Raw genomic sequence first — 19,509 nt, 5'->3', positions numbered from 1 at the left:
GCTCGTCACGTCCGCACCACGTGAGAGCGGAGGGTGTCGACGATGCAGCTACGGGTCGCGGGGACGAACGACGCGGTGGTCGGGGAGCTCGAGGTCCCCGTCTCGAAGTACCACGCGCACCGCGCGCTGGTCCTGGCCTCGCTCGCGCCGGGACGCAGCGTCGTGACGGGGGTGTCACGCACGCGTCAGGTCGAGTGGACGATCGGGGTGCTGCGCGCCCTGGGGACCCGGATCGAGGTCGTGGGCGACGACTACGTCGTCGACGGCGGGCCGTACTCGACGGCGCGCGCCGGGAACCTCGTGGACCACGGGTCGCACGCCGAGGACGGGATCCTCGACGTCGGGTCGTCGGGCACGACCCTCTACTTCATGACGGGCCTCGCGGCGCTCGCCGACCGCCCGGTCACCTTGACCGGCATGAAGTACTTCCGGCGCCGGCCGATCAAGGCCCTGCTCGACGCGCTCCGCGAGCTGGGCATCGAGCTCGAGTCCGACGCCGACCGGCCGCCCATCACCGTCCAGCCGCGCCGGCCGCGGGGCGGCGAGGCGCACATCGCCGGCACGCTGTCGCAGTGGCTGTCGGGCCTCCTGCTCGTGGCGCCGTTCGCCGAGCACGACACGACGATCCACGTCACGGGCGGCACGCTCAACGAGCGGCCCTACGTCGAGCTCACCGTGCGGATGATGCGCCACTTCGGTCTGGTCGTCGAGCCGTCCGACGACTGGCTGACCTTCCACGTCCCCGCGAACCAGACCCCGACGCCCGCGCGCTACGAGCTCCCGCCGGACATCGGGTCCGCGGCGTTCGGGATCGCGGCCGCGGCGGCCCACCCGTCCGACGTGCTGCTGCGGGGCCTGCGCGCCACGACGGCCGCCGACACCGACCACCCCGAGGCCGACTTCCTCGACCTCGCCGCCGCGATGGGCGTCCCGCTCGAGCGCGACCGGTCCACGGGCTTCGTGCGCGTGCGGCACGACGGCTCGCCGCTGCGCCCGGTCGACGTCGACTGCGGCCCCATCCCGGACCTGCTGCCCGTGCTGTCGGCCATGGCGTCGTTCGCGGAGGGGACGAGCCGGTTCCGCAACGCCGGCCACGTCCGGCTCAAGGAGTCCGACCGGGTCGGCGCGATGCTCCAGCTCGGCCGGCTCGGCGCCGACGCGGGGCTCGTGCGCGGCGACGAGCTCCACGTCACCGGCGGGAGACGCCTGCGCGGCGCACCGCTCTCGTCGTTCAACGACCACCGCGTCCTCATGGCGCTGTCCGTCGCGGCGACCCGCGCGGAGGGCGTCTCGACGCTCACCTACCCGCACGCGTACCGCATCTCCTACCCCGAGTTCCTCACGGCCATGACGTCGGTCGGGCTGGATCTCTCCGTCGTCGACAGCGCGCAGGCGGCCTCGGAGGTCGAGGAATGGACGGCGTCGGGCACGGCGACGGACGTGGTGTCGGAGGCCGAGGCGGGCGGTCTGGGCGCGCACGCGACGCCCGACGACGGCCCGCTCGTCCTGTCCGACCGCGTGCGTGAGCTGGCCCGCACCCGCCCGGACGCGACCGCCGTCGTCGAGGTCGGGGTCGCCGGGCCGGTGGCGACCACGTGGCGCGAGCTGCAGGACGAGGCCGACCGCGTCGCCGCGCTGCTGCTGGACCTGGGCGTCGAGCACGGCGAGCCCGTCGCGCTCCAGCTCCCCAACTGGCGCGAGTTCGTCGCGATCGCGCTGGGGGTCATGCAGGTCGGCGGCGTCGTGACCCCGATCATGCCGGTCTTCGGCCCGCGCGAGACGTCGATGACGCTCCAGCGGTCGCGGGCGCGCGTCGTGTTCCTCCCCACTTCCTACCGCCGGCGCCGACCGCCGCTCGAGCTCCTCGAGGCGGCGGAGGAGGCTCGGGCGGCAGGGCGACCCGTGTCCGTCGAGCACGTCGTCGTCCTGCGGACCGAGGCGCGACGCAACCCGGGCGCGCGCGTCGGCGAGCCGCCGCTGCCGGTCGAGGCCGCGGAGTCCCGCCAGGCGCAGGAGTGGACGTGGCGCTACTACGACGCGGCGCTCGCCTCGGTGGGTGGTGCGGCAGCGGAGCGGGTCGAAGCCTCGGGCCGCGTCGTCCGCCCGGACGACGGCTGCCAGCTCCTCTTCACCTCCGGCACGACCGGCGAGCCCAAGGGCGTCCAGCACCGGCACCGGACGCTCGCCCGGGCCACGTCGATGGAGGTCGCCCACCTCGGGCTGACCGGCGACGACCGCGTCTACGTCCCGTCGCCGCTCGCGCACCAGACGGGCTTCCTCTACGGGATGCTCCTCGCGTGGCGGCTCGGCGTCGCGGCGGTGATCCAGCCCGACTGGGACGCGCAGGTCGCCCTCGACCAGGTCTTCGGCGCCCGCGAGGACGCCGGCCGCGCGACGTTCGTCCAGGCGGCGACGCCGTTCCTCACCGACCTGGTGAGTGCCGTCGAGGCGGGTGCGCCCGCGCCGTCGACCCTGCGGATCTTCGTGCCCACGGGAGCCGCGGTGCCGCGGGCGCTCGCCCGCCGCGCGAGCGACGTCCTGGGCTCGGCGATGCTCGGGGCGTTCGGGACGACCGAGACGTGCCTCGGCACGCTCGCTGCCCCGGGTGACCGGCCCGAGGACGCCTGGGGCACCGACGGGCGGCCGCTGCCCGGAATCCGGATCCGGATCGTCGACGACGACGGCCGCGAGGTCCCCGCCGGCACCGACGGGAACTACGAGCTGCACTCGCCGACCATGTTCGACGGCTACCTCGACCGGCCCGACCTCACGGCCGACGTGTTCACGCCCGACGGCTGGTACCGCACGGGCGACCTCGCGCACGTCGACGAGCACGGGTTCCTCCACATCACGGGCCGCGTCAAGGACGTCATCAACCGCGGCGGGGAGAAGGTGCCGGTCGTCGAGGTCGAGAACCTCCTCTACCAGCACCCGCTCGTCGCGGACGTCGCGATCGTCGCCATGCCCGACGCCCGGCTGGGCGAGCGGGCGTGCGCGTTCGTCGTGCCCGCGAGGGCCGACGAGCACCTCGGGTTCACGTCGATGCAGAAGTACCTCGAGGCGGCCGGGCTGTCGAAGTACTACTGGCCGGAGCGGCTGGAGCACGTCGACGTCCTGCCGCGCAACGCCGTCGGGAAGATCCAGAAGAATGTGCTGCGGGAGCGCGCTGCCGCGCTCGTCGTCGCCGAGAGCGAAGGAGGACGCGCGTGAGCGCCGTCGTCGAGAAGCCGGTCGCGCTGGACGAGGCCGCGTTCGCGGACCTCAAGGCGGAGCTCACCGCGTGGGTGACGGGACCGGGCGAGGAGTGGTCCGAGCGGATCGAGGCGACCGGCGACGTCCCGCCGGAGCTGTTCGCCGAGCTGCGCGAGCGTGGATACCTGTCGCTCGCGGCACCGTCCGAGCTCGGGGGCCGGGGATCTCGTTCCCGCGCTACCTCGAGCTCATGGAGATCGTCTCCCGGTCGCACGCGTCGATCCGGATGCTCGTGCACGTGATCAACGGGACGTGGCGCGCCATGGCGCCGTACGCGACGCCGCGGCAGCTCGAGGAGGTCGTCAAGCCGTCGGTCGCGGGGGACAGGCTCGTCGCGTTCACGCTCACCGAGCCCACCGCGGGCACGGGCGCCGACATCCGCACGACCGTCCGGCGCGAGGGCGACACGTACTACCTGAACGGCGAGAAGCACCTCATCACGTTCGGCGTGAGCTGCGACTACTGGCTGCTCGCCGCACGCCTCGAGGGTACGCGCGGGCACGAGGGGACGGTCGCGCTGCTCGTCCCGAACACCGGCCTGCCGGGTGCCGAGGTGATTGACGACTCCGACACCATGGGCGTGCGGGGGACCGACCACGCGATCCTGCGCTTCCACGACGTCCCCGTGCCGGTGTCGGCGCGGCTCGGAGACGAGGGCCAGGGGCTCGAGGTCGCGCTCGGGGGCTTCCTGCTGCCGTCGCGCGTGTCCGTCGCGATGAGCTGCGTCGGGCTCGCGGAACGCGCCCAGGAGCTCGCGATCGACTACGCGAACCGGCGCGAGACCTTCGGCAAGAAGCTGCGCGACCGCCAGGCCGTGCAGTTCTACCTCGCGGAGAACTACGCCGACATCGCGGCCGCGCGGGCGCTCGTCCTGCAGGCCGCCCACGCCTACGAGGACGGCGCCCCCGACGCCGGCGCGCTGTCGAGCGCGTCCAAGATGGTCGCCGTCGACATGCTTGCCCGCGTCACGGACAAGGCCCTGCAGATCCACGGCGGCCAGGGCTACTGGCACCGCAACGCCATCGAGCGCGTGTACCGCGACGCGCGGGCGCAGCGGTTCGAGGAGGGCACCAACGAGATCCAGAAGCTCGTCGTCGCGCGGGCCGTCCTTGACGGCACCGCCGGCTTCTGAGCTCGCACCCGAACCCGTCCACCCGAGGGAGAACACCAGGCATGACCACCCCGAACCCGGCGCCGGTCGCCGTCGTCACCGGCGCATCCCGCGGCATCGGCAAGGTGCTCGCGCTCAAGCTGGCGCAGCGCGGCGTCGACGTCGTCGTCAACTACAAGACCAACGAGGACCTCGCCGAGAAGACCCTCGCCGAGGTCCGCGACGCCGGCGCCGACGGGATCGCCGTCCGCGCCGACATGGAGTCGCCCGAGGACATCGACGCGCTCTTCGCGGCCGTACGCGAGCGCTACGGCCGGCTCGATCACTTCGTCGCGAACGCGGCGGCGTCCGCGTTCAAGCCCGTCGCCGCCCTCAAGCTGCACCACCTCGACCGCAGCTACGCCATGAACGTGCGCTCGTTCGTGCTGGGCGCGCAGCGCGCCGCGGAGCTCATGTCCGGCGGCGGGCGGATCGTGTACGTATCGAGCTACGGCTCGCTGCGCGCCTTCCCGACGTACGCCGCGCTCGGTGCCGCGAAGGCCATGGCCGAGTCCTACGTCACCTACATGGCCACCGAGTACGGGCCGCGCGGCATCACCGTCAACGCCGTCAACGGCGGGCTCATCGACACCGACTCGCTCGACTACTTCTACGAGCGCGTCCCCGGTATGGCGCCCATGGAGACCGTCCTCGAGAAGCTCCCGCTCCAGCGCCCCGGAACGGCCGAGGACATGGCCGACGCCGTCGACTTCTTCCTGTCCGACAAGGCCGGGTACATCACCGGTCAGGTGCTGTCCGTCGACGGCGGGCTCACCGTCATCGCGCCGCCGTTCTGGTCCGACACGACGGGCGACCTCCGGGCCGCCGTGTTCGGCGCCGACGACGCGCACGACGCCGCCACGCCCGAGCAGGCGTGAGCGCCGACCCGCTTCCGCTGACCCGGCGGCCGTGGCGGCTCGGGGCCCTCGAGCTGCCGCACCGCGTGCTCCTCGGGTCCATGCACACCGGGCTCGAGGCGGCAGGCGCGTCCGCGCCGGGCGCCTGGTCGGCCGTGCCCGACGCGCGGGCCCTCGCCGCGTTCTACCGCGAGCGCGTCGAGGGCGGCGCGGCGCTCGTCGTGACGGGCGGGCTCGCGGTCGACGGCCCGGGGCGTGGGGGAGCGGACTACGCGGTCCTCACCGAGGCGGCGGTGGTGGACGCGTTCGCCGCCGTCACGGGCGAGGTCCACGCGGCCGGCGGGCTCGTCGCGGCCCAGCTCTTCCACGCGGGGCGGTACGCGCTGCTCGGGGGCGTCGTCGGGGCGTCCGGCGAACCCGAGGAGGCGGTCGCGCCGTCGCCCGTGCCCTGGCGCGCCGCGCGTGGAGCCGTGCCCCGTGAGCTCACGCACGCCGAGGTGCTGGCGACCGTCGAGCACTTCGCCGACGCCGCCCGCGCCGCCGTGCGCGCCGGGTTCGACGCCGTCGAGGTCATGGCCTCCGAGGGGTACCTGCTCAACCAGTTCTGCTCACCCCTGACGAACCTGCGCGACGACGACTGGGGCGGTGACGCCGAGCGCCGCCGGGCGTTCCCCCTCGCCGTCGTGCGGGCCGTGCGCGCCGCCGTCGGGCCGGACGTCCCTGTGCTCGTCCGGGTGTCGGGCGACGACCTCATGCCCGGGTCCTCGACGCCCGACGACGTCGCGGCGCTCGTGCGCGCGCTCGTCGGGACGGTCGACGAGCCCCTCGCCGACGCCGTGAGCGTCGGCGTCGGCTGGCACGAGTCCACCGTCCCCACCGTCCAGTCCTCCGTGCCCCACGGCGCCTGGATCCCTGTCGCGGAACGCGTCGCCACCGCGGTCCGGACCAGTGCCCGGCCCGACGTCCCCGTCATCGCGAGCAACCGCTTCACCGACCTGCGCGACGTCGAGGCGGTCCTCGCCCGCGGCACCGTCGACGCCGTCGCGCTGGCCCGGCCGTTCCTCGCCGACCCCGCCGTCGTCGCCAAGTCGCTCGCCGGCCGGTTCGACCTCGTCACCACCTGCCTCGGCTGCGACCAGGCGTGCATCGACCGGTCGCTCGTCGGGGAGCGCGTGTCGTGCCTCGTCAACCCCCGGGCGGGACGCGAGGTGGAGCTGCCGCTGCCTTTGTTGTGGGCGGGTGCGCAGCCATGGTCCGGTTCGCGTGGGGTTGGGTCGCCCCCTGTCGCCGAGCAAGCGGAGTCTGCGCCGAGCAAGCAGGGAAATCATGCTTGGTCGGCGCGGAATCCACTTGGTCGGCGGGGCGGGCGAGGGCTCGCCGTCGTCGGGGGCGGGCCCGCCGGGCTGGCAGCAGCCGTCGACACCGCCCGGCGAGGGCATCCCGTCACGCTGTTCGAGGCGCGGGACGTGCTCGGGGGCAGCTCGAGCTCGCCGCACGCGTGCCCGGCAAGGAGGACTACGCGGCGGCGGTGGCCGGGCTCGCCGCTGAGCTCGACCAGCTCGGCGCCGACGTCCGGGTCGGGGTGCACGCGCGGGTTGAAGACCTCGTCGGGTTCGACGGCGTCGTGGTTGCCACCGGCGTCCGGCCGCGACGGCTCGACGCCGGGCCCGGCGGGCTGCCCGGGGCGGACCTGCCGCACGTCGTCGACTACGAGACCGCGCTGCGCGACGGCGTGCCCGCCGGGAGCGTGGCGATCATCGGTGGGGGAGGCGTCGGCGTCGACGTCGCGACGTTCCTCGTCGAGGAGCACGACGAACGCGCGCGGGCCGCGCGGTTCGCCGCCCGGTTCGGTCTGCCGCCCTTCGGCGGGCTCGTCGGAGGGTCGCGCGACCAGCGCTGGCCCGCGCCGTCGGCCGCCCGGTTCCCGATGACGCAGCCCGGTCCCGGCGGGCAGGTCACCGTGCTGCGGCGCTCCGGGAAGATCGGGACCGGCATCGGGGTGACGTCACGCTGGGTCGTGCTCGGTGCGCTCCGGGACGCTGGTGTACAGATGCTCACCGGCGTCTCGTACACGCGGATCCGGCCCGGCTTCCTCGAGGTCGTCGCCGCCGACGGCGCGGCTCGCGAGGTCCCCGCGGACACCGTCGTCGTGTGCGCGGGGCAGGAGCCCGTTGCCGGCCTCGCGGGCGAGCTGGAGCGCGTCGGGGTCGCGTGCGCCGTCGTCGGGGAGCGCGGGACGCCCGCACCCTCGACGCCGTCCGCGCGACCCGCGAAGGGCTCGAGGCGTCCCGCGCGCTCCTGCCCGCCTGACGCCCCGCTCATTCGTCCGCCCCTCAGACGAACCTCAGATGTCCCACATCGTGGACAACGAGTGGACGGGTCACGGTTTGCACTGGCAACCTCGGCGCCGCGTCCCGGTTTTCCACAGGCCGCCGACGCGGGGCCACGCCCCCGCTACGGTGACCGGACGACGCGACGGTGGTCGGTCCGACGCCCGCAGGGGGCGCGACGAAGGGGTCGAGTGAACGGCGGGGACATCCTCGAGCGTGAGGTGCGCGAGCTCGTGCGCCGGCGTGGCATCGACCCCACGCGCGACGCGGCTGCCGCGCGGCAGCTCGTCGCCGACGCACTGAGCGACTACGACGAGCGCACCGCTCAGGGCGTCGTCCCGGCGCTCGACGACCCGCAGGCCGTCGCCCGGCGGGTGCTCGACGCCGTCGCCGGCTTCGGCCCGCTCCAGCCGTACCTCGACGACCCGGAGGTCGAGGAGGTCTGGGTGAACGGACCCGCCCAGGTCTTCGTGGCCCGCCGTGGCGAGCCCGAGCTCACCACGACGATCCTCAGCCCCGAGCAGCTCCGCGACCTCGTCGAGCGCATGCTCGCGTCGAGCGGCCGCCGCCTCGACCTGTCCAGCCCGTTCGTGGACGCCGCCCTGCCCGGGGGCGAGCGGCTGCACGTGGTCATCCCCGACGGAAACCGGCGACGCCGAGAGTGCTGACCGGGTGAGAACAAGGCCTCCGACTTAAGTTGCCCGAATCAAGGGTTGAGGCTTCAACCATCGCGCGGCGCCGTGTGGGTGGCGGCGGGGACTCTCGGGGCCATGGGTAGGCAGGACGAGTTCACCGCGGCGTGGCGGGCGACGCGGCATGACCCGGTCGAGCGGCTGAAGATCGCGCGCACGACGACGGACCGTGAGGTGCTCGCGATCGTCGCGCCGGAGTGGTTCGACCATGACGCCGCGCTCGAGCTCGTGCACGCCGTGCTCGGCAACCCGGTGTGCAGCGGGTCGATCGCCGGCCGGTACGTCGGTCACCGCGACGCCGGGGTGCGCCTGCTGCTAGCACGCCGGTCCGACGCGCACGACCCCACCCTGCAGGTCCTGGCGCTCGATCTCGACGACGACGTGCGCGCCGCCGCGCGAGCCGCGCTCGACGCACGCCCGGTCCGGCCGATGCACGGCGTGTGACACGATTCTCGGCGTGGAAGCTCTGGACGCCGTTCTGTGGTGGCTCGCGAGCGTCGTCGTCGTGGTGCCCGTGGCCGTCCTGACGAAGCGCCGCATGGACCGCAAGGCGCGGCGGTGACCTGGACGGCAGCCCAGCTGACCGGCGAGCTCGGCGTGCGCGAGCACCGGGTCGCACGCCTCGCACGTACCTGGGGTTGGGAGCGGACCGGCCACGCGTGGCTCTTCACGGACGAGCAGGCCGACCTGATCCGTGAGCACGTCCGCACGTGGGACACGAGGACCCCGGCGGTGTGCAGCGTGGACGGGTGCGACGAGCGCGCCTCCGCGAAGGGGATGTGCCACCCCCACTACCTCCGTGTCTGGCGCCACGGGTCGACCGAGGCCCGGACCGGCGGCGAGCACCAGCGCGCCAAGACCCACTGCCCCCACGGGCACGAGTACACCCCCGAGAACACGATCGTGTACCCGTCCGACGGGCGGCGACGATGCCGGACGTGCCGGCTCGAGGCGTCGAGTTGACGGTGTGAGTTCCGACACCGTTACGGCTTCGTTACACCATCCGCCGAGCGAACTTGCTATGGTCCTCGCATAGCTCCCCACCGTCCTCCGGGACTGGTGGGGCTTTTTCTACCCGGAGGGGCACGATGGAGCGTCGCTCGGTCAAGCTGGTGATCGACTACCAGAACATCCATCTCACCGGCCATGGCGTGTTTGTGCCGGACTCCGTGCCGCGGCACGAGTCGCTCATTCACCCCTCTACTTCGCGAATCAGTGGCTGTCCGTGCGCAACCATGTGCTCGCCAGCACCGCGATCGCAAGCCATGACGATCCGGTGCAGTACGTGATCGAGAAGGTCGTCGTCTATCGCGGCCTGCCGTCGAACACGGAGAACCCGAACGCGTACCGGAGGAACCTGGCGCAGCAGTCGGAGTGGACCCGCGACCCCCGCGTTGAGGTCATCCATCGCGGACTTCGCTACAGCTGGGTCAACGGGGAGCGGCACGCCCAGGAGAAGGGCGTCGACGTTCTCGTAGCCCTGGATTTCGTCCGCTCAGCCGATCGGGGTGACGCCGATGTCGTCGTCCTGGCATCTCACGACACTGACCTTGAGCCCGCGCTTGCAGCTGCCTTCGAGAGCGGCAAGGTCGGAGTCGAGACGGCAGGTTGGGACGGGTGTCGTGTGCTCAGGGTGCCGGGCCGACGCGTCTGGCACACCCGACTGCATGGAGACGCCTTCGTCAGAGCAAGAGATCGCAAGGACTACACGTAGCACGACAACGCCCCCGCTCACCTCGCGAGAGGTGAGCGGGGGCGGTGTCGTGTGCGGGGTGATACTTTCCGGTGGCATCTGGTGCCGCTGGCTCGAACGGTGGCAGGCTCCGCGCATGTCCACTGAGCGCAGGTTCATGCGGTTCGTCTACGAGTTCGAGGTCGAGGTCGAGGACCTCATCGATGGAGCGGTCTTCCGGAACGACGTCCTCGGGGACGGTGAGGGCAACATCGTCGGGATGCTTGCCCGTGAGGAGCCCGAGTTCGAGGTCGCCAGCACGTTGCTCCGGATGACGAGTGACATGTTCGGGCCCGGAGGGCGCCGCGCGGGGCTGAAGTTCGTCAGCGGATCCATGATGCCGCGGTACGTCGACGAGAACGGGAACTACACCGAGTTCACGTTGCCTCCGGTGCCGGGCCGCAACGACGGGTCGCTCGAGATGTCGTGAGGTCGTCGTCGCGGCCCCCGGCGCAGCACGACCGGACTGGCATGGCGCCTGCGGCCTCGTTGACAGCGAGCACGGCCCCGCAGTGTGGGCACTTCGTGATGATCACGTCACGGCCGTCAGGCATCGGGGGTGAAGTCCGGTGAGGGGTTGGTGACGTCGGGGTCGGAGATGACCGCCGTGCCGTCGTCGGGGACCGCGGGCGGCGCCTGGTCGGCGGGCTTGTCGGCGGTGAGGTGGAGGAGCGCGAGGACACCGCCCGCGGCGCCGACGACGCCGGCGAGCGAGGTCAGCCAGTCGGTGACGGACTGGGCGCGCTCGGACGCGTCGGCTGCGAGCGACGGGTCGACGATGCCGAGCCCGAGGGTCACGACGCCGGCGACCACGCCGATCACGTAGACGGCCTTGCGGTACTTCTTCGGGATCGTGATGCTCACAGGGTCACCCCGTAGGTCTTGAGGGCGGCGACGGTCTTCGGGCCGACGATGCCGTCGACGACCAGGCCCGCGCGCTTCTGGAACTCGCGCACGGCGGCCTCGACCTTCGGGCCGAAGATTCCGTCGACGGCGAGCTTCGCGTACGCGGGGAACTTCTTGTTCAGGCCGCGCTGGAGGTTCTTGACCTTCGTGCCGGTCGAGCCCTTCTTGAGCACGGAGCTCGATGCCTTCGCGGGCTTCGAGGGGGCGGGCTTGTGCGTGTCCCGGCTCGGCACGTAGTCGTAGTGCCACCGCTCGTTCTTGTCCTGGATCCACCCGTAGGCGGCGGCGTGCGCCTCGAGCCACGCGTAGTCCGCGGACCCGAAGTCGACCGCCTCGCCCCGGCAGTGGTTGGACTGGCTGGGCGGCAGGGCGAAGTTGTAGCCCGGCTTCCCGGCCTTGTACCCGTCGTAGAGGACCTGCTGGTCCGCGGTCGACCGGTAGGCGGACGTCACGTGGAACGCCGACCCACGGGCCTTCTGCATGCGCGCGAACGACGCCGCGGCGTCGGGCATGAGCCGGTGGCCGGCCTTGTCGATGGTGGTGAGCGTGCTCATCGTGGGTGCCTCCTGGGCAGGGCGAAGGGCCCCGACGTCGGGCGACGGCGGGGTGAAGGTGGGGTGGGTCAGTCGCGGGTGAGGTGCTCGTCGAGGCGTTCGGCGACCTCGGTGACTGCGGCCTCGACCCGGGAGAGCGTGCGGGCGGTGCGGCGTTGCGCGCCGGCGTTCTGTGCGGCGGCCTTCGCGACCCGTTCGACGGCGTCTGTCAGATGGTCGACGTCGTCGCGCAGGTTACGGTCGTGGTCGTTCTGGACCTGCGCGCGGATCGTCTCCGAGGTCTGCTCAGCGCGTGACTGCTGCTCGCGGATCTCGGCTAGGACCTCGCCGTGGTGGCGGAGCTCGCGGTGCGTGCGCCGGTTCAAGAGCCTCGCGAGGACCGGCGCGACGATCGCCGTGATGACCACGGACCCGATCGTCGCGATCAGCCAGTCGTGCCCGGTTGGCGCCGGGGCGGCGGTGTCGTCGGCGAACTCGGCCCAGAGGGTCACGACCAGGTGCATGCGGGGTCCTCCTCGCGTGGTGGGGGTGGCGCGTGGGTGTCAGTCGGCGATCTTCACGGCCGTGAGGAATGGGCTGTAGTAGGCGGAGGCGATGGTTAGCGCGCTGCCGCTGTTCTGGCCGAGCCTGATACCGAACGCCATTCCGCCCGTCGATGCGCGGTAGACCGAGCTGACGTTCAGCGAGTCGACGGACCCGGAGCTCTTCACCTGGGCGAGTGCGACGTTCGCTCCGAAGCTGCCGTCGGAGTTGACCACGCTGAGGTACAGGGACCGGACCCCGGTTGCGTTGGACGGGAACGCAGCCTGCGCGGACAGCGACCACAGGCCCTTGGGAACAATCAAGCACCCGACCTGTGACCCGGTCCCCAGGGTCACGCCGCCGGACAGCTCGGAGCCCGTCGCTCCTGCGAACGTGTACAGCGTGTCGGTTCCGGACGGGATCGACTGGCCGGCCACCGAGTTCTGGAAGCGGCGACCGAACACCGCCGGAGTGCTCTTCCAGACGAGGAGCCACTGTCCGCCGATCGCGTAATAGAGCGCCTTCTCACCCGTGACGGCCTTGAACATGCCGTCGGCTGGGGAGGGGATCGCGGACTGGAGCGCGGTGAGGGTCGGGTACTGCTCGGTGGACCTGTCGAGCAGGAAGCTGAACAGCCCGGATAGGTGGTCGGGGACCTTGGGCGGGTCGTTGTAGTCCGGGAGGCCGGTGAATCCCTGGCGCGGGTCAGTCTGCATCGGTGGGCTCCTCGGGCTGCGCGGGGACGGGTGGGTCGGGGTAGTCGGCCGCGACCGCGACCACGGACGTGGAGGTGATGACCACGGACCGCACCGTGTCGGGGTCGAAGCCGAGCGCCCGGAGCACGTCGACGGGCGGCGTGGTGTTGTCCACGGGTGTCGGGTCGGTGGCGGCCTGGGCGGTGTCGTCGCTCGCCCCGTCTGGGGTGTCGGTCATCAGGAGCCTCCCGAGTAGGTGATGAGCAGCTGCCCGGTACCGCTGTCGTCGCCGTCGCTGTCCTGGTGGGAGAAGAACGCGTCCAGGGACGTGGCGGGGGCGTAGAACCCGATCCCGGCGATGGTCGAGGCGAGCCACGCGGTGACCCACGCGGCGGGCACGGTGAGCACCTGGATCTCGCCGATGATGAACGTCGGGAACCGGATCGGCCCGTACCCGGGCGCCCACGCCGGCGCCCCTGAGGGCAGTGCGGTGTAGGTGTGGGCGTACATGATCGGGGCGACCGGGTGGGCCGAGCCGGAGCCGCCGGCGAACGTGGACGAGCAGCGCAGGATGATCTGGACCTGGGAGATCGTCGCGCCCGAGGGGACGGAGGCCGCGAGCGGGTAGGTCAGCGCCGTGGCGTGGAGGTAGTTGTACGGCGGCCGGTGCCCTTCGGTGTCGCCGGCCTGGGCGTCGGAGAGTCCCTGCTCGATGAACGTCCGAGAGAAGTCCGAGTCGGTGGCGTCGGTGTCGGCCCACCACCAGGCGCCGGGCGCGGACCCGTCGGTCGGGATCTCCTGCTCGCCGCCGTAGTTGTGCGACGGCAGCACGAGCACCTGCTGGTCGGGCACGAGCACGGGACGCGGGGTGGCCTTGGAGACCACGAGCCAGCCCGTGGTGTGCGGGACCACGGACACCCGGTCACCGACCGCGGGGGACGGGTAGGCCGACGACGCCCACGACAAGGACGTCGTCGTGGACCCGTCCTCGAACGCGACGGTCACGAGCTGCTGGCCGGTGTCCACGGCGGTGATGAACCCGAACCGGGGCTGGGCGGGGAGCATCTGGGCGACCATGCGCCGGATCGCGGCGGGGGAGGTCATGAGTCCGTCACCGCCCCGACGTCGCGTGTCGCCACGGAGAACTGGCCGCCCGGGACGAGGGGCAACGTGAAGTTGTCGACCATGTGCCGCCGTGCTGTCGCGAACACCCGGCCGGGGTCGGTGACGATCTCGACGACGTCGAGGGCTTCGAGCCCGGCGTGCGGGATCGTGGCCAGGTCCAGGGACTCCGCCCCGCCCGTGGACAGGGCGAGCTGGGTGGACGCGGCAGCCTGGCAGTCGGCGAGCGTGGTCAGGCTGGGCATCGACACGACCTTGGTGACCTTCCCGTAGGCGCCCGTGTCGGGGTCGCCGTAGAACGTCGGGGACGTCGGGTCCTTGTCCCAGTCGACGCCCGTGGTCGCGACCGTCGCACCGTCCGGGGTCGAGCCCTGCACCGCGACCCGGTTGTAGACCCCGGTGCGCGAGGACGTCCGCGCCGCCTCGAGGAGCGACCCACCCGCCTGGGGTTGGAACCGCCACACCGGCTTCGTGGCCAGGGTCGGCAGGTCCGTGATGACGAACCGGCCCGTCGGGTCGGCGTAGACTTGGACGGACAGCGACGCCGCGAGCTCGCTGATCGCCGTCCACCGGTCATCCCACGTCGTCGGCGTCACCCGGCGGTCCCGGCGGGTCAGCACCGCGACCTCCGCGTCGGGCAGGGTCTCGAGGATGAGCTGGCGGATGATCGCGATCCCCGACGGGTTCGAGAACGTGCGGGGCGCGGTGAAGATGTCGTCGACCACGTAGGCCTCACGCGAGACGCCGGCGATCGTGACTTCCGTCAGGCCAAGGTCCGACCCGGCGCCGGAGTCGATGCGGAACCGGCCGACCGGGACCACGAGCAGCGTCCCGTCCGCAGCGACGAGGGCGTGCCGGACCCGGAGCTCTTGGCCGTAGTGGCCCAGGACGTCCGAGGGCAGCGACGGGAGCGCCGGGACCTGGGTGTAGGTGCCCGACCGCAAGAACGGCGGCACCGTGATGTTGATGCTGCGCCGCGCCGACTGGGTGCGGTCCACCGTGATGGACCCGCCCGTGATCGGCAGCGACACCACCGACCCGTCAGGCCAGCGCACCGGCTGGCCGGCCCGCCATACGTCGGCGAAGACCCGCAGCCCGTGCGAGGCGACCAGGGTCTCCCCGTAACCGCCGGGAACAGGCCACATGTCAGTAGCTCCCCGTCGCCAGGTCCAGGTACGTCGGCACACCGTCCAGGAGGTCCTGATAGGTCGCGAACCGGTCCGCGACCTGGTTGTAGGTCATGCCCGAGAAGCCCGTGGCGTCGCCGGCGGGCATCGCGACCTGGTCGACCGTGAGGGTGTGGACTCGCCACCCAGACACGTCCGAGCGTGCACGGCCCGGGTTCGACGTCGACCACGACGTCACCTGGTAGTACCCGGACGGGAGTTCCGGCTCGGCCGGTTGCCCGGTCTGCAAGAGCACGACCCCACCGGGTGCGCCTTCGAGGACCGCTGCGAGCGCGGCGAGCTGCCCCGGGGTCCTGGTCGCGACCTCGAGCGTCGAGGACGCCTGCGCGAGCCCGGACGACTCGGCGACTCGCTGCCCGCCCGGGACCTGCCAGGACCCGCCCTGCGTCTGGCGGGTGACCTGACCGAAGTCGCGCAGCGGGACCCGGCAGTTCAGGTCCGCGCGGCCCGGCACCTTGACCCACAGTCCCCACGCGGCACCCGTCGTCTCGACGGTGCCCGAGAGCGCGACCGGGTCGTCGTCGCCCACCGCGGTCGCCGCATACGTGACCGCGGAGTCCATGGGTGCTTCGTTGTCCGAGGACAGCAGCACCCCACCCACCACGGCCACGGCGACAGACCCGCGCACGGGGACCGGGGACGCCCCAGCCACCGTGCGCGTGACCGTCACCGAGGTAGCCGTCGACCACCCGGTGTCGCGCCCGTCGATGACGAGCTGGACCAGGTTCCTCGCGGTGTCGAACGTCGAAGCGAACGTCATCACAGGCTCCCTGTGGAGTAGGCGGCCTGAGCGTCCTGGCGGGCCGTGTGGGCGACGACCACGCGGGACGCCTCCACCTTCATCCGCCCGACGAGCGCCCCATCGGTGTCGACGACGACGAGCTCGCGCGGCATCGTCACCTCCACGCGCTGCCCGGCCGCCGCGGCCGGTACCGGGGTCGACGAGGGCCGCTGCACCGTGAGCACCGCCCCGGCGTTCCCCGCGGCGAGCGCGGACTGGTTGCGGGCCGTGGACGCCGTCGTGGACACGAACTCGTCCGGCATGAGGAGGGCGTGCACGGAGTCCGCGCCGGCCTGCCCGCCGACGACGAGCCCGCCGCCGGCCTTCTTCACGACGTTGCCCTTGGCGTCGAGCTTGAGCCCGAAGGGCTTGAGCATCGCGTTCGTGAGGGTGTTGCCGACCTTCGCGATCGCGTTGTTCGTGTCGGTCAGCGACTTCGTCAGCGAGTTGACCGCTGTCGTCGCCGCGGTGAGCCCGCCGATGGTGTTCGCGGACGTGAGCGACTGGCCTGCTGACGTCCCCGCCTTGGCGACGGTGTTGTAGTCCGACTTCACCGCGCCGAGGTCCTTCACGCTCATGGTGTTGAGCGCCTGGACGAACTGGATGCCCTGCTCGGGGCTCGAGGCGAAGATCGACAGCGCCTGGTTGACGATCGCCTCCGAGGCCGGGGAGGTCCCGAGCTTCTTCTGCAGGGCCTGCAGCGCGTTGGTGAAGGTGGTGGCGTCCTTCGCCTGCTTGTCCGCCGCCGACGTGATGCCGGCGCCCGTGTAGCCGCCCTTGGTCGCAGCCGTGGTGTCGGTCGTGTACCAGACGTTCCCGTACTTGTCGGAGTGCTGGATCTGGTTCGACGTCGCGTCGGTGGGCGCGACGTAGGCCGCCGACAGGTCGAACGTCCCCTTCACCGCTGACGCCGCCGAGTCGGCGAGCGACTTCATGTCCGCGAGGTGGTTGTTCGCCTTGTCGAGCGCCGCCTGGTACTTGTCCGCCGCCGCGTAGAGACTCGTGAGCGACTTCTCGGCCGTGTTCGCTGCCGTCGTCAGCGCGGTCTTCTGCTTCTTCGACAGCGTCGACGACGTGGCCTCCTGCCGCGCCTGGTCCGTAACCCCGAGCGCGGAGTCGAGCCCACCCGTGATCGCGTCAGCGACGTCCCCACGGCGGATGTCGGTCTTGAGATCGGACCCCAGAGACTTGAAGTCCGCCGCCGCCTGCTTGGCCGCGGCGGTGTCGGCCTTCTGCTTGTCCGACGCGGCCTTAGCGGCGGCCTTGTCCTTGTCGCGCTGCTTGATCGCGGCCGCGAGGCTGCCGTACTTCTTCACGAACGCCCGGGCGGTGTCCGCGTCCTCGAGGGCCTTCTTGTCCTCGTGCTCCTCGCTGTCGCGACCGACCGGTCCAGTCCGCGCAGCACGTACCGGGTCTTGTGCTGCTTACCGTGCTTGTCCTTCGGCCCGTACTTCTCGGTCTCGGCGAGGTCCCGCTTGTCGTCACGGACCGTCTGCTTCAGCTCGAGGTAGTCCGACCCAGACGCGTACCGGTCCTGCCAGTACTCCAAGCTGTGACCCTTGTACGACGTCGGGGTCTTGCTGACCTTCCTCCGCCCGCGTACTTCGGCAGAGTGTCGTTGTTGATCGCCTCGACCAGTGCGGCGTGCTTGCGGTAGGAAGCCGCGTTCACGACGAACTCGTCGTTCGATGCGGCGATGAGGATCTTGTCGTCCCGTGGGCCGCCCGGGCCCCTGATCTTCCCTCCGCCCGCGTAGAGGTCGACCTTCCCGTTCGCGACATGCACGCCGACGACGGACTGCGAGCTCTTCACGCCGACGAGCAGCGTCGGGCGGGCCGACTTGATCTTCTGCAGGAACGCCTGGAGCTGCAGCTGACCCTCGTGGGTGTCCAGGTCGAACGTCGTCTTGACCTTCTCCGGGACGAGCCCGAGCTGCTTCGCGTAGGCCTTCGCCGCGGCTTCGCTCATCCCCGCGGCGTGAGCCTGCTCGACGAACGCGTCGTAGCCCTTCGCGATGATGCGGTTCGCCTCGGTCTGCGACCCGGTCTGCTTCTCCGTCGCGTCCGCGTACGCCAGGACGTCCTGGGACAGCGCGAGGAGGGCGCGCTGGTTGTCGCGGCCGGCCTGCGTCGAGTCCTTGAGGGCCTTCCCGGCCTTGACGTCCGCGTCGGCTCGCGCGATCGCGGACTTCTCCTGGGCGTCGGTGAGCTTCTTGCCGCCGTTCGCGGCCTTCTCCTGCGCCTCGTAGGCCTTGATCTGCTCGGTGCGGTACTTCGCGACGCCGTCGGCGACCTTCGCGACGGCGTCCTCGTAGTCGAGCTGCGCGGACTTCGTGTCGCCCATCAGGGCGGCATGCTCGCGAAGGGCCTTGTTCGAGTCGTCGATGGCCCGGTTCGCCTTGACCTGCTCGACCGTGACGCCCTGTGTCGCGGCCGTCAGCTCGTCCGCGGCGTCGGCGGCGTCTTGGAGCTCGTCGACGTGCGCCGAGATCGCCTTGATCGCGTCCTTGGTGGCGTCGTTCTGGTCGACGAGCGCCTGGTCGCGGATGATGATCGGACCGGTCGACGTCGCGATCGTCTTCGTCGTGAGCCCGATCTGCGTCTCGAGGTCCGAGGACGACTTCGTGAGCTCGTCGAGGGTCTTCTTCGCGCCGGCGAGGTCGCCGCCGGCCTCACCCTGCAACAGGGTCCCGATGGACTGCCCGGTCGCCTCGGACTCCTTGCGGACCTTGTCGAGGTTCGTGACGGCGTCCTTCTGCCAGACCTCCCACCACGACTTCTGGTCCACGATCGTCGTCCCGAAGTCGACGAGCTTCGAGTCCCAGTCGACCGAGTTGATCTCGCCACCCGCGGACACGATGTCCTTCGCGAGGTCCTGCACGTCCTGCTTCGCCTGGTTCACCGCGTCCGCGGTCCCCGACAGCAGCGCCTTCCCGAGACCGATCCCCGCCGCGGCGAGCGCGCCGCCGATCAGGCCAGCGGGCCCGAGGTCCGCGACAACACCGCCGAGGGTGCCCTGCACGACGTCGACGGCGGAGTCCATCGACCCCTGGAACGAGGACGCGACCTCGGACAGGTTCGCCTTCGCCTCGTCCCGGAACGTCTCCACCGACTCCGACGCCCCGCGAAGACCCCGCTCGGTGGTGTGCTGGTCGATGTCGACCGGGATCTCGACCTTCTTCTTGCTCAGGGCCTTGATCTGGTCGTCGACCTGCTCCGCGGTCCGCATCGCCTGCTGCGCGTCCGCGGTGATCTCCGCGACGGTGCGCGTCCGGTTCACGTTCCGAAGCTCCGCCTCGAGCGCCGCCAGGTCCGCATGTGCCTGTGCGGCGTCCGCGACCACCGTCGGGGACGCCTTCGCCGCAGACAGGTCCTGAACGAGGCGCTGCACCCCGGTCAGGCCCTGGGTTGCAGCCGCGGTGTCGGCGCCGACCTTGACCTTCGGGTCCTGTGTCTGCGCGAGCTTCGCCATCGCAGCCTGGACCCCGGAGATCGACTTCTCCGCGGCGTCCGCGCCGTCGATGCTGATCTTGCCTGCAAGGGTCCCCAGGTCCAGGCTCATGCGTCACGCCTCCGTGAGTCCGAGGGCCCTCGCGAGCCGGGTCGTGTACGGGGGGTCGAGGAGCGCGAGGACCCGCAGAGACAGCCACCGCCACGACCGGGCGGCCAGGAGACCTGGGGTGGCGACGTCGAGGCCGAACCGTGCGTGCAGGTCGACCTCGACGTCGTC

19 protein-coding genes and 3 pseudogenes are annotated in these 19,509 nt (G+C 71.7%); 11 read left to right on the top strand and 11 right to left on the bottom strand.

Annotated features, from left to right (window positions below):
- Nucleotides 1-42 precede the first annotated feature (42 nt).
- From aroA to QQK45_RS00295, 11 genes and pseudogenes are all read left to right on the top strand, one after another.
- Nucleotides 43-3,210: a 3-phosphoshikimate 1-carboxyvinyltransferase gene (aroA, locus tag QQK45_RS00345; RefSeq protein WP_284291233.1), complete on the top strand. Its 3,168-nt coding sequence runs from the start codon at nt 43-45 to the stop codon at nt 3,208-3,210.
- On the top strand, nt 3,207-3,494 hold the full coding sequence (locus tag QQK45_RS00340) for a hypothetical protein (protein ID WP_284291231.1): 288 nt from the start codon (nt 3,207-3,209) through the stop codon (nt 3,492-3,494). Before aroA ends, QQK45_RS00340 begins: the two co-directional genes overlap by 4 nt.
- Entirely contained in the window at nt 3,443-4,384 is a 942-nt protein-coding gene (locus QQK45_RS00335) for an acyl-CoA dehydrogenase family protein (protein ID WP_284291228.1), read from the top strand. Before QQK45_RS00340 ends, QQK45_RS00335 begins: the two co-directional genes overlap by 52 nt.
- A gap of 41 nt (nt 4,385-4,425) precedes the next feature.
- Entirely contained in the window at nt 4,426-5,280 is an 855-nt protein-coding gene (locus QQK45_RS00330) for an SDR family oxidoreductase (RefSeq protein WP_284291226.1), read from the top strand.
- A pseudogene (locus tag QQK45_RS00325) lies at nt 5,277-6,752 on the top strand (FAD-dependent oxidoreductase); the annotation flags it as partial. The gene QQK45_RS00330 and the pseudogene QQK45_RS00325, both read left to right, overlap by 4 nt.
- A gap of 5 nt (nt 6,753-6,757) precedes the next feature.
- Nucleotides 6,758-7,414 (top strand): annotated as a pseudogene (locus tag QQK45_RS00320) (FAD-dependent oxidoreductase); the annotation flags it as partial.
- 366 nt (nt 7,415-7,780) lie between these two features.
- A pseudogene (locus tag QQK45_RS00315) lies at nt 7,781-8,242 on the top strand (CpaF family protein); the annotation flags it as partial.
- Between the two features lie 117 nt (nt 8,243-8,359).
- Nucleotides 8,360-8,725, top strand: coding sequence for a hypothetical protein (locus QQK45_RS00310; protein WP_284291224.1), 366 nt, complete (start codon nt 8,360-8,362; stop codon nt 8,723-8,725).
- Between the two features lie 114 nt (nt 8,726-8,839).
- The gene (locus QQK45_RS00305) at nt 8,840-9,244 is read left to right on the top strand and encodes a hypothetical protein (RefSeq protein ID WP_284291222.1); all 405 of its coding nucleotides are present in this window, start codon (nt 8,840-8,842) and stop codon (nt 9,242-9,244) included.
- Between the two features lie 313 nt (nt 9,245-9,557).
- Nucleotides 9,558-9,995 carry an NYN domain-containing protein gene (locus QQK45_RS00300; RefSeq protein WP_284291220.1) on the top strand — a complete coding sequence of 146 codons (438 nt, stop codon included), beginning with the start codon at nt 9,558-9,560 and terminating at the stop codon, nt 9,993-9,995.
- A gap of 115 nt (nt 9,996-10,110) precedes the next feature.
- Nucleotides 10,111-10,443, top strand: coding sequence for a hypothetical protein (locus tag QQK45_RS00295; RefSeq protein ID WP_284291218.1), 333 nt, complete (start codon nt 10,111-10,113; stop codon nt 10,441-10,443).
- A 116-nt stretch (nt 10,444-10,559) separates the two neighbouring features.
- Here QQK45_RS00295 and QQK45_RS00290 read toward each other — a convergent pair whose 3' ends face one another.
- The 11 genes from QQK45_RS00290 to QQK45_RS00240 all read right to left on the bottom strand — a co-directional run bounded on the left by QQK45_RS00290 (nt 10,560) and on the right by QQK45_RS00240 (nt 19,341).
- Nucleotides 10,560-10,877: a hypothetical protein gene (locus QQK45_RS00290; RefSeq protein ID WP_284291216.1), complete on the bottom strand. Its 318-nt coding sequence runs from the start codon at nt 10,875-10,877 to the stop codon at nt 10,560-10,562.
- Nucleotides 10,874-11,473 carry a peptidoglycan-binding protein gene (locus tag QQK45_RS00285; RefSeq protein WP_284291214.1) on the bottom strand — a complete coding sequence of 200 codons (600 nt, stop codon included), beginning with the start codon at nt 11,471-11,473 and terminating at the stop codon, nt 10,874-10,876. The genes QQK45_RS00290 and QQK45_RS00285 overlap by 4 nt, the downstream gene beginning before the upstream one ends.
- 68 nt (nt 11,474-11,541) lie before the next feature.
- Nucleotides 11,542-11,976: a cation:proton antiporter gene (locus QQK45_RS00280; protein ID WP_284291212.1), complete on the bottom strand. Its 435-nt coding sequence runs from the start codon at nt 11,974-11,976 to the stop codon at nt 11,542-11,544.
- 39 nt (nt 11,977-12,015) lie between these two features.
- Nucleotides 12,016-12,711, bottom strand: coding sequence for a hypothetical protein (locus tag QQK45_RS00275; protein WP_284291209.1), 696 nt, complete (start codon nt 12,709-12,711; stop codon nt 12,016-12,018).
- Nucleotides 12,701-12,928 carry a hypothetical protein gene (locus QQK45_RS00270; protein WP_284291206.1) on the bottom strand — a complete coding sequence of 76 codons (228 nt, stop codon included), beginning with the start codon at nt 12,926-12,928 and terminating at the stop codon, nt 12,701-12,703. Before QQK45_RS00270 ends, QQK45_RS00275 begins: the two co-directional genes overlap by 11 nt.
- Nucleotides 12,928-13,794, bottom strand: a complete 867-nt coding sequence (locus tag QQK45_RS00265; protein ID WP_284291204.1) for a hypothetical protein — start codon at nt 13,792-13,794, stop codon at nt 12,928-12,930. The genes QQK45_RS00270 and QQK45_RS00265 overlap by 1 nt, the downstream gene beginning before the upstream one ends.
- Nucleotides 13,791-14,957 (bottom strand): DUF5047 domain-containing protein, encoded by a 1,167-nt coding sequence (locus QQK45_RS00260; protein WP_284291202.1) that lies wholly within the window; start codon nt 14,955-14,957, stop codon nt 13,791-13,793. Before QQK45_RS00260 ends, QQK45_RS00265 begins: the two co-directional genes overlap by 4 nt.
- Nucleotide 14,958: 1 nt before the next feature.
- On the bottom strand, nt 14,959-15,759 hold the full coding sequence (locus tag QQK45_RS00255; RefSeq protein WP_284291200.1) for a hypothetical protein: 801 nt from the start codon (nt 15,757-15,759) through the stop codon (nt 14,959-14,961).
- Nucleotides 15,759-17,096, bottom strand: a complete 1,338-nt coding sequence (locus QQK45_RS00250) for a hypothetical protein (protein ID WP_284291197.1) — start codon at nt 17,094-17,096, stop codon at nt 15,759-15,761. The genes QQK45_RS00255 and QQK45_RS00250 overlap by 1 nt, the downstream gene beginning before the upstream one ends.
- Nucleotides 17,093-17,329, bottom strand: a complete 237-nt coding sequence (locus QQK45_RS00245; protein WP_284291195.1) for a hypothetical protein — start codon at nt 17,327-17,329, stop codon at nt 17,093-17,095. The genes QQK45_RS00250 and QQK45_RS00245 overlap by 4 nt, the downstream gene beginning before the upstream one ends.
- Entirely contained in the window at nt 17,278-19,341 is a 2,064-nt protein-coding gene (locus tag QQK45_RS00240; protein ID WP_284291193.1) for a hypothetical protein, read from the bottom strand. Before QQK45_RS00240 ends, QQK45_RS00245 begins: the two co-directional genes overlap by 52 nt.
- Between the last annotated feature and the right edge of the window lie 168 nt (nt 19,342-19,509).

It is taken from the genome of Luteimicrobium album (genome assembly GCF_030161555.1).
In the GTDB taxonomy this organism is placed as follows: domain Bacteria; phylum Actinomycetota; class Actinomycetes; order Actinomycetales; family Cellulomonadaceae; genus Luteimicrobium; species Luteimicrobium album.
Note: the sequence above shows the minus strand (reverse complement) of the source record. Positions and strands in the feature narration are given on the sequence as shown.

Excerpts from the sequence above, each read along its gene's own strand:
- aroA (WP_284291233.1), top strand. The coding sequence starts at position 43 with ATGCAGCTACGGGTCGCGGGGACGAACGACGCGGTGGTCGGGGAGCTC.
- QQK45_RS00335 (WP_284291228.1), top strand. The coding sequence starts at position 3,443 with ATGGAGATCGTCTCCCGGTCGCACGCGTCGATCCGGATGCTCGTGCAC.
- QQK45_RS00330 (WP_284291226.1), top strand. The coding sequence starts at position 4,426 with ATGACCACCCCGAACCCGGCGCCGGTCGCCGTCGTCACCGGCGCATCC.
- QQK45_RS00310 (WP_284291224.1), top strand. The coding sequence starts at position 8,360 with ATGGGTAGGCAGGACGAGTTCACCGCGGCGTGGCGGGCGACGCGGCAT.
- QQK45_RS00295 (WP_284291218.1), top strand. The coding sequence starts at position 10,111 with ATGTCCACTGAGCGCAGGTTCATGCGGTTCGTCTACGAGTTCGAGGTC.
- QQK45_RS00285 (WP_284291214.1), bottom strand. The coding sequence starts at position 11,473 with ATGAGCACGCTCACCACCATCGACAAGGCCGGCCACCGGCTCATGCCC.
- QQK45_RS00280 (WP_284291212.1), bottom strand. The coding sequence starts at position 11,976 with ATGCACCTGGTCGTGACCCTCTGGGCCGAGTTCGCCGACGACACCGCC.
- QQK45_RS00275 (WP_284291209.1), bottom strand. The coding sequence starts at position 12,711 with ATGCAGACTGACCCGCGCCAGGGATTCACCGGCCTCCCGGACTACAAC.
- QQK45_RS00270 (WP_284291206.1), bottom strand. The coding sequence starts at position 12,928 with ATGACCGACACCCCAGACGGGGCGAGCGACGACACCGCCCAGGCCGCC.
- QQK45_RS00265 (WP_284291204.1), bottom strand. The coding sequence starts at position 13,794 with ATGACCTCCCCCGCCGCGATCCGGCGCATGGTCGCCCAGATGCTCCCC.
- QQK45_RS00260 (WP_284291202.1), bottom strand. The coding sequence starts at position 14,957 with ATGTGGCCTGTTCCCGGCGGTTACGGGGAGACCCTGGTCGCCTCGCAC.
- QQK45_RS00255 (WP_284291200.1), bottom strand. The coding sequence starts at position 15,759 with ATGACGTTCGCTTCGACGTTCGACACCGCGAGGAACCTGGTCCAGCTC.
- QQK45_RS00240 (WP_284291193.1), bottom strand. The coding sequence starts at position 19,341 with ATGAGCCTGGACCTGGGGACCCTTGCAGGCAAGATCAGCATCGACGGC.